14 protein-coding genes are annotated in these 15,306 nt (G+C 58.9%); 11 read left to right on the top strand and 3 right to left on the bottom strand.

The features are described 5' to 3' along the window. Window positions 1-44: 44 nt before the first annotated feature. Window positions 45-1,106, top strand: a complete 1,062-nt coding sequence (locus PY308_RS06490) for a polysaccharide deacetylase family protein (RefSeq protein ID WP_275789377.1) — start codon at window positions 45-47, stop codon at window positions 1,104-1,106. 8 nt (window positions 1,107-1,114) lie between these two features. Here PY308_RS06490 and pdxH read toward each other — a convergent pair whose 3' ends face one another. Beyond that, complete coding sequence (pdxH, locus tag PY308_RS06485; RefSeq protein WP_275789375.1) at window positions 1,115-1,735, bottom strand: pyridoxamine 5'-phosphate oxidase; 621 nt, start codon at window positions 1,733-1,735, stop codon at window positions 1,115-1,117. A gap of 115 nt (window positions 1,736-1,850) precedes the next feature. Between pdxH and PY308_RS06480 the strand changes: the two genes are divergently transcribed. The 4 genes from PY308_RS06480 to PY308_RS06465 all read left to right on the top strand — a co-directional run bounded on the left by PY308_RS06480 (window position 1,851) and on the right by PY308_RS06465 (window position 5,317). Beyond that, window positions 1,851-2,303, top strand: coding sequence for an RT0821/Lpp0805 family surface protein (locus PY308_RS06480; RefSeq protein ID WP_275789373.1), 453 nt, complete (start codon window positions 1,851-1,853; stop codon window positions 2,301-2,303). 205 nt (window positions 2,304-2,508) lie between these two features. Continuing rightward, window positions 2,509-3,612 (top strand): DnaJ C-terminal domain-containing protein, encoded by a 1,104-nt coding sequence (locus PY308_RS06475; RefSeq protein ID WP_275789371.1) that lies wholly within the window; start codon window positions 2,509-2,511, stop codon window positions 3,610-3,612. 221 nt (window positions 3,613-3,833) lie between these two features. After that, window positions 3,834-4,652, top strand: coding sequence for an enoyl-ACP reductase FabI (gene fabI / locus PY308_RS06470; RefSeq protein WP_275789369.1), 819 nt, complete (start codon window positions 3,834-3,836; stop codon window positions 4,650-4,652). Window positions 4,653-4,732: 80 nt separating this feature from the next. After that, window positions 4,733-5,317: a histidine phosphatase family protein gene (locus tag PY308_RS06465; RefSeq protein WP_275789367.1), complete on the top strand. Its 585-nt coding sequence runs from the start codon at window positions 4,733-4,735 to the stop codon at window positions 5,315-5,317. 30 nt (window positions 5,318-5,347) lie between these two features. On the opposite strand, the gene PY308_RS06460 is transcribed toward PY308_RS06465, so the two are convergent. Beyond that, window positions 5,348-5,608 (bottom strand): DUF1344 domain-containing protein, encoded by a 261-nt coding sequence (locus tag PY308_RS06460; protein WP_275789365.1) that lies wholly within the window; start codon window positions 5,606-5,608, stop codon window positions 5,348-5,350. 238 nt (window positions 5,609-5,846) lie between these two features. Between PY308_RS06460 and PY308_RS06455 the strand changes: the two genes are divergently transcribed. The 6 genes from PY308_RS06455 (at window position 5,847) to PY308_RS06430 (ending at window position 13,334) form a co-directional block, all read left to right on the top strand. Beyond that, entirely contained in the window at window positions 5,847-8,561 is a 2,715-nt protein-coding gene (locus PY308_RS06455) for a bifunctional diguanylate cyclase/phosphodiesterase (RefSeq protein WP_275789363.1), read from the top strand. A gap of 172 nt (window positions 8,562-8,733) precedes the next feature. Continuing rightward, window positions 8,734-9,831, top strand: a complete 1,098-nt coding sequence (gene aroC, locus PY308_RS06450) for a chorismate synthase (RefSeq protein ID WP_275791039.1) — start codon at window positions 8,734-8,736, stop codon at window positions 9,829-9,831. A gap of 15 nt (window positions 9,832-9,846) precedes the next feature. Continuing rightward, complete coding sequence (gene ribB / locus PY308_RS06445) at window positions 9,847-10,947, top strand: 3,4-dihydroxy-2-butanone-4-phosphate synthase (RefSeq protein WP_275789361.1); 1,101 nt, start codon at window positions 9,847-9,849, stop codon at window positions 10,945-10,947. Window positions 10,948-11,010: 63 nt separating this feature from the next. Continuing rightward, a complete protein-coding gene (locus PY308_RS06440) occupies window positions 11,011-11,979 on the top strand; it encodes a transglutaminase family protein (protein WP_275789359.1) in 969 nt (322 codons plus the stop codon). A gap of 27 nt (window positions 11,980-12,006) precedes the next feature. Further along, entirely contained in the window at window positions 12,007-12,822 is an 816-nt protein-coding gene (locus PY308_RS06435; protein ID WP_275789357.1) for an RHS repeat-associated core domain-containing protein, read from the top strand. Continuing rightward, entirely contained in the window at window positions 12,822-13,334 is a 513-nt protein-coding gene (locus PY308_RS06430; RefSeq protein WP_275789355.1) for a hypothetical protein, read from the top strand. The genes PY308_RS06435 and PY308_RS06430 overlap by 1 nt, the downstream gene beginning before the upstream one ends. Before the next feature lie 654 nt (window positions 13,335-13,988). Here PY308_RS06430 and PY308_RS06425 read toward each other — a convergent pair. Continuing rightward, window positions 13,989-15,227, bottom strand: coding sequence for a winged helix-turn-helix domain-containing protein (locus tag PY308_RS06425; protein ID WP_275789353.1), 1,239 nt, complete (start codon window positions 15,225-15,227; stop codon window positions 13,989-13,991). Window positions 15,228-15,306: the final 79 nt, after the last annotated feature.

Genomic DNA, 15,306 nt, shown 5'->3' with positions numbered 1-15,306 from the left:
TTCAGGCTGCGTTAATCCGCGACGGGTAAAATCCGGTCCATCAGATGAACGAGAGCGATGGATCGTTGAACACCCTGCTTCGAAAATTAGCGAAACGCGCTGTCATAACCGGAGGGCTCGAAGCTGCGCGGCTTGCCGGATTGGCTGGCCTGATGGGCAGTGCGCGTGGACGCGGGGCTATTTTTACCTTGCATCATGTTCGCCCGAAGGCAAAGCGTGTCTTTGAACCGAACGCGCATCTCGAAATCACGCCCGGCTTTCTCGAAACCGCTATCGTGCAACTGAAGCGCTGCGGCTACATCTTTCTGGCACTCGACGCCCTTCCGGCGCATCTCGCATCGAACGATCCCCGCCCGGCAGCGGTTTTTACGCTGGACGATGGGTACCGCAACAATCTTGATCATGCGGCACCTATCTTCTTCAAGCATGGCGTCCCGTTCACCGTGTTTGTTACGGGTGGCTTTGTCGATCGTACTGATATTCTGTGGTGGGAGGTTCTTGCCGACCTGCTGGAGCGGAACACAAGCCTGAAATATCGCTTCGATAACAGCCTTGAGACACTGCCTGCCCGGACACAGGACCAGAAACAGACGGCCTTCGACCGGATTGCCGCCTTCACCCATGCAATTGACGAGGCTGCGGCGATCGGCCGGTTGAGACATGCGGCGGAACTGTGCGGGCTCGACTGCATCCGCATGACGGCGGATCTTGTCATGGACGAAGCCGGCCTCAAAACACTCATCGAAAACCCCCTCGCCAGCCTTGGCGCTCACACGATCACCCACCGGGCCCTGGCGCGCCTGACCGATGGAGCCGCCCGCTCGGAAATGGACAGATCGGCGCAACGCGTCGAGGCCATCACCGGCAGGCGACCGTCAACCTTCGCTTATCCTTACGGGGACACGGTTTCCGTCTCGCCCAGGGAATACCGGCTCGCACGCGATCTGGGCTTTACCGCCGCCGTGACGACGCAGCCCGGCACCCTGTCGAGCAGTCAGGATCTCGCGGCCCTGCCGCGCATTTCTCTCAATGGCCACTTCCAGAAGGCTGCCTATGTCGGCGCACTGGCGTCCGGCATTCCCTTCAAACTGATGGGACGTGGCTGAACCTGCTCTTAGGGATACATCCTGATCTTGCCCCAATCACCCTGCGGTGCATCCCGGCTGAACTGGATGCGGTCGTGCAGGCGGAAGGCCCCGTCCTTCCAGAATTCGATCGAGGTTGGCATGATCCGGAAGCCGGACCAGTGGAGGGGACGCGGGATGTCGCCGATGGCATAGCGGGCTGTATACTCGGCGACGGCCTTTTCCAGAGCGAACCGGCTTTCGAGCGGCCGGGATTGCTTGGACGCCCAGGCGCCGATGCGGCTGCCACGCGGGCGGGTCTTGTAATATTCGTCCGCTTCCGCGTCGCTGACAATTTCGACAGGTCCCCGGACCCGCACCTGACGACGCAGGCTCTTCCAGTGAAAGCACATGGCGGCCTTGCTGTTGGCGAGAATTTCACGGCCTTTCTGGCTCTCGAAATTGGTATAGAAGACGAAGCCGCGCTGATCGAAATCCTTCAGCAGAACCATCCGCACATCGGGAAGGCCGTCGCCATCCACGGTCGCCAGGGCAACGGCGTTGGGGTCGTTCAACTCCGATGTCTGCGCCTCCTTCAGCCATGCCCCAAAAAGGGAAAAAGGCTCATTCTCTTGCGTGAAGTCACCAGTTGTTAACCCAGTGTCGGTCATATTGATTCCAATGCCGTGCGGAACGGGTTCTGGCCCGCCTGCCGAGAAAAACGACGGAGCGGCTGATGCGTCTCCGGACATCGCAGCCGCTCTCTTGAGCCTGACAGGTATGCCGTTGCAAGACATAGCAAAATGGTTCGAGGAGACAAAGGCTTTATCCCGCGCCGGGCGTGTGGCGACGCTGTTTGTGCTGACCGCCAGCCTCTCGGGGTGCCTGGGCTCAGGACTGGATTTCGCGCAACCGGACACTGTCGACAAGAGCATCGCAACCGGCGCGATCCCGAGCGTGAACCCGGCGGAGGAAAATCCGGACGCCGTAACCGTGCGCAATGCCGTCTCCTCGGCCGACATAGCTGAAACGTCCGGCAACCCGATCCCCTGGGCAAATTCCCAATCGGGCAGCGCCGGCGTCATCAGCGCGATTTCCGAGGAACAGGTTAATGGCAGGACGTGCCGGCGCTTCACGACCACCCGCCATTCCTATCAGGGCATCGCCAAGTTCGACGGCAAAGCCTGCCTGCTCAGCGGTGGTCAGTGGACCATGACCAGTTTTGCGCCGCGCAGCTGACACGGCGGCCAATTCTCCATCCGTCATTAACCAAGCTCCCGAAAATATGCTGACGCCGCGCCTCCGCAGGCCGTTTCGGCGCGGCGGATAACGCATATTTAAGCAGCGTCTTCTCATCATCGGAACCATTAGAACCAGCCCTCTTCGGCTGCTCTTCCTTCGACAACTGACCGGAGGAACCGCGGGAGGCGGTCCGGTCTTCAAGATGGTGACATGGATGCGTGATCCCTATTCAGTGCTCGGCGTCAGACGCAATGCCGGACCGGACGAGATCAAGGCTGCCTGGCGGGCGGTTGCGAAAGCGGTGCATCCCGACCAGAACCGCGATGACCCGCAGGCCAGCCAGCGTTTTGCGGAGGCCGGACGGGCCTACGAAGTCCTGAAGGATCCGAAGCTTCGCAACCGCTACGACTATGCCCGCCGCGAAGCCGAATTGCGCCGCATGGAAGAGATGAAGCGGAAGAGCCAGCCGGCCGGGAACGACGAGACCGTGGATGCTGAAACCGCCGAGGAGATGGTTTCGCGGCTGTTCGGCACAGACGGACGCGCCAGACCGCAGCAGCCAGCAAGGCGCGCGCGCCAGCCCGCGCCATCGAAGCCTTCCAGCACCGAACCAAAACCGGAAACGGCGAAGGCGGAACCGGCAGAGCCCGTGACCACGGACACCGACGTGGAAACCAAACCGGAGACTGCGGAAAAGACTGCGATCTTCGGAATCCTGCCGCGCGCAGCAGCCCCGGCAGCGGAACTGGTTTCGGCGATCGTGCGCCGGATCAGGCGATCTGCGAACAAGACCGTCGAGAAAGTGCCTGAAATCTTCTGCGAGGTTCATGTCTCGGTCGAAGAGATTTTCCGGCGCGAGAAGGCGACGGCCACCCTGCCGGACGGTCAGATCCTCAAGGTCGGCCTTCCCGCCGGAACGGTGAATGGCAGCGTTATCCGGCTGAAGGAGCAGGGATACCGGCTGAACGGCATGCTGCGCGGCGATGTGGTGGTGACCGTGCGCATCGCCCAGGACGGCCCGTTTCGCATGCAGGGACCGGATGTAGCGACCACCCTGCCGATCAACATTCAGGACGCGGTGCTTGGTTGCGAGACGACGGTCGAGGGATTGACCGGCCCCGTCGCCATCACCATTCCGGCATGGTCGGGATCGGACCATGTGATCCGGCTGGAAGGCCTGGGCTTACCGAAAGCCGATGGTGGCCGTGGCGACCTTCTGGTGGAACTGCGGCTGATGCTGTGGGACAAGCCGGACGAAAAGGTAACGGATCTCATGCGCAATTTGCGCAACGGCCTTTATTTATAGGGCTTCTCACAACAGCATCCGAAAACGCTGACCCAATGTTACGGGAACTAACAGTTCCTGATCCCTGCCGCGCTTGAACCATTGTGGCGGCTATGTCATAGCCATTCCTCAAAATTCGGGCCGGCGCGCGCAAGACGCGGCGCGGACTTAGCAGGTTTAACGATGCAGATTTTCCAATCGGCAAGCGCCGAGGGGAATGCAGGCACTATTGGGGGCACGTCATGTCACAATCATCCGGTCTGATGAAAGGTAAGCGAGGCCTTGTCATGGGCGTCGCGAACAACCGGTCGATTGCTTGGGGAATCGCCAAGGCGATCCACGCGCAAGGCGGGGAAATTGCCTTCACCTATCAAGGCGAGGCTCTGAAAAAGAGGGTCGAGCCGCTGGTCGCCGAAGTCGGTGGACTGCTTGCCGGTCATTGCGATGTGAGTGACGAGGCGACGATCGACGCTGTTTTCGAGACATTGGAAAAGACCTGGGGCAAGATCGACTTCCTCGTCCATGCCATCGGCTTTTCCGACAAGGACGAACTGACCGGCCGTTACGTTGATACTTCGCCGGACAATTTCACAAAGACGATGCAGATTTCCGTCTATTCCTTCACCTCCGTCGCACGCCGGGCCGAAAAGCTGATGACCGACGGCGGGTCGATGCTGACACTGACCTATTACGGCGCCGAGAAGGTCATGCCGAACTACAATGTCATGGGCGTTGCCAAGGCGGCGCTCGAGGCCAGCGTGAAATATCTGGCTGTCGATCTCGGTCCGAAAAACATTCGCGTCAACGCGATTTCCGCCGGCCCGATCAAGACCCTCGCAGCCTCCGGCATCGGCGACTTCCGCTATATCCTCAAGTGGAATGAATATAATGCACCGCTGCGTCGCACCGTCACCATCGAGGAGGTCGGCGATGTCGGGCTCTACATGCTGTCCGACCTGTCCCGCTCGGTGACCGGTGAAGTGCATCACGCCGACAGCGGCTATCATGTCGTCGGCATGAAGGCGGTCGATGCGCCGGATATTTCCGTCGTCAAGGATTGATTTGCGAGAAATCAAGGGCTCGGCGCATGCAGGCCCTTTTTGCCTGCACAAGGGCGCACCCCTGCCCCAGGAGTTGATCCGTGCTCATTTACATGATCCGTCACGGACAGACCGACTGGAACGCACAGCTTCGCCTCCAGGGGCAAAAGGATATTCCGCTCAACGACACCGGCCGCCAACAGGCCAGTGGAAACGGTCATGCGCTCGATGCGATCCTTGGCGGTCAGGCCCGCCATTTCGATTTTGTCTCAAGTCCGCTGCATCGCACGCGGGAAACCATGGAACGTATCCGCGAGGCCATGGGCCTGCCGCTCGCCGGATATCGGACGGACGATCGGCTGAAGGAAGTCTCCTTTGGCGAATGGGAAGGCTACACGCTGGCCGAACTCGAACAGGAAATGCCCGAACGCGTCGCCGAACGCGAATTGTCGAAATGGGATTTCATTCCGCCGGGCGTCGACGCCGAGAGCTATGAAATTCTTTCCTGGCGCGTCGGCGCCTGGCTGCAGGACGTTGCCGTGCCGACAATCTGCGTCGCCCATGGCGGTGTCATCCGCGCCCTGTTCAAACTTTGTGGTGCAATGGATGCGGAGGAAGCGGCGCTCGGCGCTATTCCGCAGGACCGAATTTTGAAAATCGAAGGCAGTGCCATCGGCTGGCTCTAATGGAACGGAATCGACAGTTCCCAGGACGTCCTACTGAATGATTTCCAGATCGTTGATGACGCGCTTGCCTTCGACCTCGGTGTAGAACACCAGAACCTTGACGCCTGCCTTGAGGCCGTCGAAATTGAATTCCTCCGGCGCCTGATAGCTTTTGCCGTCGTCCAGAGAGAGGCTGAGCTTTTCGGTATCGACGCCCGTGATCACAGCCTCCACATCGGCGCTTTCTGCGAATACGGCAAGCGGCGACAAGAAGCCGGCGGTGGCCATCAGTGCGGCGACGATGAAACGCATCTGTGTTCCCTTTTTCATTCTGTCTGATGTGGCCATGTGTGACCGTCGATTGTGGCGAAAATCGCCCGCGTTCGGATAGATTCGAGGTTTTATCGCTTTAAATTTTTCGTTTTGGCTACAAGCTCCAGCTCTTTTGATGCTGATGTCAGCAAACGGAATTTCACAGTGCGATCAGCCCCTAAGCCAATATTAAGACTCGATCGCTACGCTCCGGCGCAGTTCAAGGGGTACGTCGGCGTTGAACAAAAGCGTAACATTCAGCGAGCGCGTCCTGGCTCTGGCGAGGGCGGCGAAACCGTCGCTTTTTCCCGCCGTCATTGCCGCGGGCGTCGTCTTTACCGGCGGTTATTTCTTCAAGGAACAGAGCCGCAAAAATTTCCAGAGCGAACTGACGAGCAGCGTCCGGAGCGAACTCCATCTGATCGCAACGCGCCTCCAGAGCGAGATCAACGGCAACATCACGGCCTTGCGCGGTTTTGCCAATAATTTCTCCATCCGGACCGACATGCCGCAGCCCGTTTTCGAACGGCTGGCAACGAAACTGCTTTTGCAGAACCCGCAAATGGCACGCATCAGCATAGCGCCCAATGCCGTGGTGCAGAGGACTTTTCCGCTGGCCGGAAACGAGGGCATCATGGGCATGGATTTCAAGAGATTTCCATCGTCCCGCGTTGCAACCGACCGCGCGCAATCGAAGGCGAAGCCGATCATTTCCGGCCCGGTGCAGTTGCCGAGCGGTCGAACCGGCTTCAATCTCTTTTCGCCCGTCTTCGTGAGGGACGGCGGTACTGTCGCCTTCTGGGGCTTCATCGAAGCGGCCATCGACGAGAAGGAAATCTACAGAGCTGCACATCTACCTGGGGCGACGGGACGGGAATTCGATGCGGACATGGAACCGCCCGCGTCCCGGATCCAGTTGGCGATCCGTGATATTTCCGTCAAGGATGGCATCCAGGACGCATTTTACGGCGATACAGATCTCTTCGAGCAGTCTCCCGTCATACGGCAGCTTCATCTTCCCGGAGGCAACTGGGAGCTGGCGGCCGCTCCTGCGGGCGGCTGGCTGAGCCAATCGACGCCCAGCGGCTGGCTCGATTTCATTATCCTTGTTTCCGCGGCCATTGTGGTCATTCCGATTTTCCTGACCTCGCGTCTCGTCAACGAGCGGCAGCGCAACATGGCCGCGTTGCGCTCGCGCGAGCGTGAACTCCTCACCCTGTCGCACCGGCTGAACCTGGCGCTGGAATCGTCCAAGATCGGGATATGGGAGATAGACCTCGACAGCCAGCAGCGCTCCTGGGACGAGCGCATGTACCATATCCACGGCATGCAGCCAGGCGACGGCGCGCCAACTTACGCCGACTGGCGGCGCACCCTTCATCCCGACGACACTGCCGGCGCTTCCCGGACGCTTTTCAAGGCGCTGGACGAGAACCTGGACTATCGCTCCCAATACCGCATCGTCATGCCGGACGGGCGCGTGCGGCATGTCCGCAACGTCGGGTCGACCTATACCGGCGCGGAAGGCCAGGCGAAAATCACCGGCATCAGCTGGGACGTGACGGACGACGTGCTGATGAACGAGCAGCTTCGTACCGCCAAGGCGCTGGCCGACCAGAAAAATGCGGAACTCGCCGAAGCCAAGGATCGCATCGAACATAACGCCCTCCACGATCCGCTGACCGGCCTTGGCAACCGCCGCATGCTCGACAGCAAGCTGGAAGCGCTGTGCTCAGTGCGCAAAGGCAGCCTGGAGAACATCGCGATTCTTCATATCGACCTCGACAGGTTCAAGCAGATCAACGACACGCTTGGACATGCCGCCGGCGACGCCATGCTGGTCCACGCCTCCAAGATCCTGCGCTCCAACGTGCGTGCGGGAGATGTCGTTGCCAGGATCGGCGGCGATGAATTCGTCGTCCTCGTCATCGATCCGCCGAGCAAGGAGCTTCTCTCCAGTCTTTCGGAACGCATCATTGTGGAAATGCGCCAGCCGGTGGATTATAACGGCTTTCCATGCCGTTTCGGGGTTTCGATCGGGATCGCCATTGCGAACGACCTGACGACCGACGAGCGCCAACTTCTGATCAATGCGGACATCGCGCTTTACCGGGCCAAGGAAAACGGCCGAAACCGGCACGAGTTCTTCACCGAGGCGCTGCAGTCCGAGATTATCACAACCAAGCGCATTGCCGACGAAATCCTGGAAGGCATCGAGACGAACCAGTTCACCGCCTGGTACCAGCCGCAGTTCGAGGCCGGCAGCCTGCGCCTGTCCGGCGTCGAGGCGCTGATCCGCTGGAATCATCCGCGCGAGGGTGTTCTCACGCCCGACAGATTTCTCGCCATTGCAGAGGAACTCAACGTCGTTGCAACGCTCGACCGCATTGTGCTGGAACGGGCGCTGTTTGATGGCATGCGCTGGGCGGCGGCCGGGATCGACGTCCCGAAAATCTCCGTCAATGTTTCAGCCAAGCGCCTGAGCGACGACACATTGCTGAACTCCCTGCGCGGCCTGTCGTTCAAGCCGGGCCAGCTGTCGTTCGAGCTTGTCGAATCCATTTTCCTCGACGATGGCGACGATATCGTCATCGCCAATATCGAAGGCATCAAGAAGCTTGGCATCGATATAGAGATCGACGATTTCGGGACCGGCCATACCTCGATCGTCAGCCTTTTGAAAATCAAGCCGAAGCGGCTGAAGATCGACCGCCAACTGGTTGGACCGATTCTTCAGGCCCGCAGCGAACAGGCACTGATCCGGTCGATCATCGAAATCGGCCGCTCGCTGGGAATCGAGACCGTGGCGGAAGGCGTCGAAACCATGGCGCATGCGGAGATGCTCGCCGTGCTCGGCTGCGATCTGCTGCAGGGTTATGCTTTTGCGAAGCCGCTGAGCTTCGACAAATTCGTCGTCTTCGCCAGGACGGACGCCCTGAAGCTTGCCTCGTGAAGACTGTCGCTGTTGCAGAACGCAGTGTTCACGAGGGAATTGCCCGCTTGCCCCAGAAAGCTTTTCCCTTTCCTCCGTTTTCACATTAATAGTCACGGCCGAATGAAATGCCGCGATCCCGGCGCGCTCATACGGCGCCGCGATGGCGCGGCGCACAGTGGTCCGGTCGCATATGTCGCATAATAGTTTTGGTCATCTTTTCCGCGTCACCACCTGGGGCGAAAGTCATGGCATCGCGCTCGGCTGTGTCATCGATGGTTGCCCGCCAGGCATCCGTTTCACGCTTTCCGAGCTGCAGGCCTGGCTCGACAAGCGCAAGCCGGGGCAATCGCGCTTCGTGACGCAGCGGCGTGAGGAGGACCTGGTCAAGGTGCTCTCCGGCGTCATGACGGATGCCGATGGCGAGACCCTGATCACGACCGGCACGCCGGTCTCTATGATGATCGAGAACACCGACCAGCGCTCCAAGGACTATTCCGAGATCGCCAAAAGCTACCGGCCCGGCCATGCCGACTACACCTATGACCTGAAATACGGCATCCGTGACTATCGCGGCGGCGGGCGTTCATCGGCTCGCGAGACAGCGGCGCGGGTCGCCGCCGGCGGTCTTGCCCGCAAGGTCGTGCCGGGTCTTCTTGTCCGTGGCGCACTCGTGCAGATCGGCAAGCACAGGATCAACCGCGACAACTGGGATTGGAACGAAGTCGGCAACAATCCTTTCTTTTGCCCGGATCCGGCCATGGTGCCGGTCTGGGAAGACTATCTCGACGGCATCCGCAAGGCCGGTTCCTCGGTCGGCGCCGTCGTCGAAGTCATTGCCGAAGGCGTTCCGGCAGGCATCGGCGCGCCGATCTATGCCAAGCTCGACCAGGATATCGCCTCCAACCTGATGTCGATCAACGCGGTCAAGGGCGTGGAGATCGGCAACGGGTTCGGTGCCGCCGAAATCACCGGCGAGGAAAATGCCGACGAGATGCGCATGGGCAATGACGGCCAGCCGATCTTCCTATCCAACCACGCCGGCGGTATCCTGGGCGGCATTGCGACCGGACAGCCGGTCGTGGCGCGTTTTGCGATCAAGCCGACATCCTCCATTTTGACCGAGCGGCGTTCGATCGACAGCGACGGCCACAATGTCGATGTCCGCACCAAGGGCCGTCACGACCCCTGCGTCGGCATCCGCGCCGTGCCGATCGGCGAAGCCATGCTCGCCTGCACCATTGCCGACCATTATCTGCGCGACCGTGGCCAGACCGGCCGTATCCGATAATCCTCGAGGAAGACCATGCCTTTCGACCAGAAACGCGTTGCCGATGCCATCCGGGCCTTCGAGGCCGGCGAGATCGTCGTTGTCACCGACGATGACGGCCGCGAGAATGAGGGCGATCTGATCGTCGCCGCCGTGCATTGCACACCGGAAAAGATGGCCTTCATCGTTCGCCACACCTCCGGCATCGTCTGCACGCCGATGCCCAAGGAAGAAGCCAAGCGGCTCAACCTCAACGCCATGGTGGCCGAGAACGATAGTGCCCATACCACGGCCTTCACGGTGACGGTCGATTTCAAGCACGGCACGACGACCGGCATTTCGGCAGAAGATCGCACATTGACGGTGCGCAATCTCGCCAATCCGAATGTCGGCGCTTCGGACTTTACCCGCCCCGGCCATATTTTTCCGCTGATTGCCCGCGAAGGCGGCGTGTTGATGCGGTCCGGCCATACGGAAGCCGCCGTCGATCTCTGCCGCCTTGCAAGCCTGCCGCCGATCGGGGTCATCTGCGAACTCGTCAACGACGACGGCACGGTAACGCGCGGGCCTGAGGTCACTGACTTTGCCGAGAAGCACGGGTTGAAGCACGTTTCCGTCGCCGATCTCATCGCCTATCGCCAGCGCAAGGAAACGCTGATCGAGCTCGAAGCGAGTTTTGAGGTCGAGACACCCTATGGCAGGGCGAAGGCGCACGCCTATTCCCTCCCCTGGGACCCGATGCAGCACCTGGCCGTCATTTTCGGCGACATTCGCGACGGCGCGGATATTCCGGTTCGTCTGCATCTGGAAAATGTCGCCGCCGACGTTTTCGGCAGAGACCGCCAGCTCGATCCGATCATGAAGCGCATGTCCGAACAGGGACGCGGCGTCATCGTCTACCTGCGCGAGGGCTCCGTCGGGGTTGGCGCGTCGCAGACAGCCCGCAAGGGCAAACACGAGCGCGAAGGCCATGGCGAGGCACAGGAACGGGAAAGCGAATGGCTCGAAATCGGCCTCGGCGCCCAGATCCTGAAAGACCTTGGAATCACCTCCATCCGCCTGCTCTCATCGAGGGAACGCCACTATGTCGGCCTCGAGGGCTTCGGCATCGAGATCGCCGCGACGGAGATTTTGTAACACGCTAAAATTGCGGGATAACGTCTTTGGAAGATTGACTGGATCTGCTTTCCTCGATTACCTGTGGTTGAAGGTCACGGGGCGAGTCATGAGGATATTGGGCACCGCCGTTCTGCTGATCTGCCGGTCGCAGCCGCTTTCGCGCAGTCTGTCAATGATCAGGCTGCACCGCTGCAAGCGCAAACGGAAGCGCTCTTCGCAGAAGATCGCGATCTTCTCGACGTAAAACTTGCCGTCGATCGCATGGTCGATCCCTCCACGAACGTCCAAGCCGTGGAAAGCATGATCGATGGCATGGCCGATGATGTGCAGGCCATGGCCGGCGAGACGGCGACGGGCCGCGAAAAGCTCGCTGCCCTGAAACGCTATCTCTACGAAGGCGGCCCGTGGAACGGCAACCGGCCGTTCCGGTACGATTTGGACGATCCCCTCGGCGAAAAGCCGGCGAACCGCCTGCTGCAACGCTACCTGACGACCCGGCGCGGCAATTGCATCACCATGCCGATGCTGATGTTGTTCATCGGCCAGCGGCTGGGTCTGACGATGACGTTGGCCGAAGCGCCCCTGCATGTCTTCATCAAATATACCGACGATGATGGTGCGACCTGGAACCTGGAGGCCACCAGCGGCGGCGGCTTTACCCGTGACATCTGGTACCGGCAAAAACTGCCCATGTCGGACAAGGCGGTGGAAAACGGCGTCTATCTCCGGCCCTTGCCGCCTCAGGAAGCCAAAGCGCTGATTGCTGTGTTTCTGGTGGAGCATGAACTGGCAACCGGCGGCTTCGAAAACGCCGTCGCGGTCTCCGACGTGCTTCTGCGGCATTATCCCACCTTCACCTATGCACTGGCAAAGCGCGGCACCGCCTATCAGCGCCTGCTCAAACGCGACATCATCTCCAAATACACGCGGATGGAAGACATTCCGCCCGATCTGAAAGCGAAAGCCGACGACTGGTACCAGCTGAACATGCAGGCTTTCGCGAGGGCGGAAGCTTTGGGGTGGCGACAGGAAGACGGCCAACCGAAATAACGATCTGATTTTAGAGGGGACGTGGTCATGAAATGCTTTTCCAGCGGGTTTTTGACCCGCATTCTCAGTCTGCTGCTTGTTTGCATTATGCTATCCGTGTCCTTCGGCTCGGCGGCCAATGCGCGGTTTATCCAGCCGGACACGATGGACCCGACCGTCGAGGGCGTCGGGACGAACCGGTATGCCTATTCCGGAAACGACCCGGTCAACAAGAGCGATCCAAATGGCCACATGATGGCCAACCCCGACAATGTAGATCGGGAGGTTATGGGCGGAGGCGGCGGGGCTTGGGGCGGTGTAGGTGGTCCAGGACGCGGTGGAGCTGGGGGTGGGTACGGCGGCGGTTGGTCGGTCGGAGGCTTCTTAAGTGCGCTCGGGGCAGCGCTTGGTCTGAACTCAATGAAAGGTTCCGGAGATAACGATTCTCACGGAAACGGGCAGATCGGAGGGAACTCCAATCACGGGCAGCCATCTGCGGCTGTTGGTGGCTCTCCGGCAGGCGGTCCAGAGGACGAGAATGATCGAGAGCGGAAGACAAAGACAAAGACAAAGACACAGACGCAGACGCAAACGCAGACAGAATCAAAAACTCTGTATGAGACGCGAGGTATTCGACCAGGTCAAAAAGGATATTTTCGCGTCGATGTGGAGAACGCCAACCCGACTCAGCGTCCCGGTCAAGTTCACGTTCAAATGGGTGGTCGAGGCTCGACGCAACACGTCTATGATCCGGCAACAGGTTCATTCCGAGGGCTTTCAGCTAGACAAAACAGTGATTTATTATCAAAACCAGAGGTCCAGCGAGCTATCCAAAAGGGTCTTGGCTATTTAGGAATGCGATAATGAAAAAAATGTCTATGCAGCACTTCCTCAACGAAAAGGCATCTCTAATCCTTTCAAAAAAAACGTTTAATGAATTGGAATGTACGCCAACAATAGAACTGAAAAATTGGCTGGATAGCATCTCCATCCGCAACGGATATTTGTTGTCATCTTTAGAAAATCAGGAAAATCAAATAAATTCGGCTAAAGAGTATATGGATAGCGAGTTTGCTATAGAAATCCATCTTAATAAAATACACTTGGAAGATGATTATGAACTTGATCTGGAAAAGCACAAATACATAGGGTTGTATTTTTATATATGTTGCTACATGCAGCAATTTCTAATAAACAAAAACCTAACTGAGGATGTTATTTTGTGGTACTCCACTGATTGTTATAACGAAAATGAAGAATATCCGAGCCATACTGCTAGTTTTGCTTTGGTGAGAACGGATAAAGACTTATACCCACTTGAGACCATGAACTACAAAGATGACTTCCATATTGGAACGAGGATATCTTTGAAGTAAATTTATTTATATTTAATTTTACGTTCTTTGTCACACCTTGCGAGTCGCGCTATTTTTTCTGAACATCGAACCCTGCGAGCAGCTTTCACGTTGCTCGTACATGAACCCTGCCCGCTCGTCTGGCTTTCTTTTTTCTCCCTCGGTCACCACCGTTCTTTCGAGCCTCTGCCAAATATATTGAGGTACGTTCATTGGTCAATTTTCATGTGCGGAACCGATCCAAATTGCGCGTAACAGCCTTATGCAAGAGCTTATCGCGCTCGGTGGGCTCTCTTCAGCGCATCAAAGACATGGCAACAGTGCTGAACTTCAGTTCCCGAAAGCGGTGATCCGCCGGAGACCGCTTGCTCACGATGGCTTACGTCCCCGCGAACCTGCTTTGCAATCGAGCCCGAACAAGCCTGTCCGCCCCTTTGTCATCGGGCGGCAGCGGTATGCCGGCGAAGTCGAAATAGCGGCTGACGCGCTCTTCCTCGTATCGGCCGGATCGAAGCATCTCCAATCGGACACCTCGAAATACCTCGATTTTTGCCGATTATCGCTCGCCAATGCATTGATTCTATTCACTGGGGTTTTCGCAAAACAGGGTATTTCGAGGTGTCCAACTTATTAACCGTAAGATTTCAGCTGTAGAATATATCTGCCGCGAAGGCCTTACCTGTTTTTGAAGCCAATGGCGCTGGTTCTTTCCGTTGAAAGCTGGGCCACATCCCACCCCTCCAGCCAACGCACCCTCTCCATCCCGGCGAACCTTGCCACGCGCGCCAGTTCCGCCTCCAGCCGCTCCATCCGGCCGGCGGAGGGGCGCACGCCTTTTTCCCACCAGAGACGCTTGACATCGAGCGCGCCCGTCTTGCGGTCGGCTTTCATGTCGATGCGGCCGATGAGGCGGTCGGCTTCGAGGAGCGGAAAAACGTAGTAGCCGTATTCGCGCTGCGGTTCGGGCACGAAGATTTCGATGCGGTAGTAGAAGCCGAAGAGGCGTTCGGTGCGGTTTCGGTCGCGGATCAGGGGATCGAAGGGGCTGAGCACGCGGATGCGCGCGGGCGGCTCCGCGAGGTCTCCGAAAGTATCGGGAAAGCCGGCGAAAGCGCAGGATAGGCGCGGCCTGTCGCCGGCGGCGGGTTCGATCAGCACGTCCACGAGTTCGTCGCGATGCGCGGTCACCCAGGCTTTGGCTTCCTCCGGCGATACGAGATCGAAAAAGGCGGCGATTTCGCCGTGGGTGGCAAAGCCCAGCCGTTGCAGAGCGCCGCGACAGGCCCAGTCGATGAATTCCTCATGCGTGACCTGAGGCTCGTGATGGCGGGCCGGCAGGACGCGCTCGGTCAGATCGTAGATCTTCTGGAAATTCTGGCGCCCGGCGATGGCGAGTTTCCCCGTGTGCCAGAAAAACTCGAGCGCCGTCTTGTTTGGATGCCAGTTCCACCAGCCGCCCGATTTATGATCGGCGACCTTCACGTCGCGCGACATGGTGGCGCCGCCCTCGGCGATGCGCTGCAGGGTCTCCTCGAAGCTGGCATCGAAACCCTCGCCGTGCCATTTCAACCAGCGATCCCGCAGCACGGGCTCGCGCCGGGCAAAGCGATGTTTCCAATAGCGGAAGAAGGCGGCGGGGATGATGGAGGCGTCATGCGTCCAGTGTTCGAAAAGCTCTCCGTCTTTTTCCAGCAACGCCTTCAGATGCTCGCGCCTGTAAGTCTGGTTTCGCGAAAACAGGATCTGATGATGCGCCCGCTCGACGATAGAGATGCTGTCCACCTGAACAAAGCCGAGGGAATGGATGAGGTCGAGCAGGCCCTGCTTGTCGAGCGCCCGGCCGGGTGAGGCGGCCAAACCCTGCCTGTTGAGAAAGATGCGCCGCGCGGCGCGGTTGGAAACGAGAATCGCCATGCTGTGATTTAGGCAAATGTTCACAGTTTGTTCAAGCCCGACCCGACGCCTCTTTTCAACCGTCCCGCATTCGTCCTAT

It is taken from the genome of Pararhizobium gei, from assembly GCF_029223885.1.
Taxonomy (GTDB): domain Bacteria; phylum Pseudomonadota; class Alphaproteobacteria; order Rhizobiales; family Rhizobiaceae; genus Pararhizobium; species Pararhizobium gei.
This window is presented reverse-complemented; position numbering and strand designations above follow the sequence as displayed.

Coding starts and splice junctions, on each gene's coding strand:
- fabI (WP_275789369.1), top strand. CDS start 3,834: ATGTCACAATCATCCGGTCTGATGAAAGGTAAGCGAGGCCTTGTCATG.
- ribB (WP_275789361.1), top strand. CDS start 9,847: ATGCCTTTCGACCAGAAACGCGTTGCCGATGCCATCCGGGCCTTCGAG.
- PY308_RS06475 (WP_275789371.1), top strand. CDS start 2,509: ATGGTGACATGGATGCGTGATCCCTATTCAGTGCTCGGCGTCAGACGC.
- PY308_RS06460 (WP_275789365.1), bottom strand. CDS start 5,608: ATGCGTTTCATCGTCGCCGCACTGATGGCCACCGCCGGCTTCTTGTCG.
- PY308_RS06425 (WP_275789353.1), bottom strand. CDS start 15,227: ATGGCGATTCTCGTTTCCAACCGCGCCGCGCGGCGCATCTTTCTCAAC.
- aroC (WP_275791039.1), top strand. CDS start 8,734: ATGTCGCATAATAGTTTTGGTCATCTTTTCCGCGTCACCACCTGGGGC.
- PY308_RS06435 (WP_275789357.1), top strand. CDS start 12,007: ATGAAATGCTTTTCCAGCGGGTTTTTGACCCGCATTCTCAGTCTGCTG.
- pdxH (WP_275789375.1), bottom strand. CDS start 1,735: ATGACCGACACTGGGTTAACAACTGGTGACTTCACGCAAGAGAATGAG.
- PY308_RS06490 (WP_275789377.1), top strand. CDS start 45: ATGAACGAGAGCGATGGATCGTTGAACACCCTGCTTCGAAAATTAGCG.
- PY308_RS06430 (WP_275789355.1), top strand. CDS start 12,822: ATGAAAAAAATGTCTATGCAGCACTTCCTCAACGAAAAGGCATCTCTA.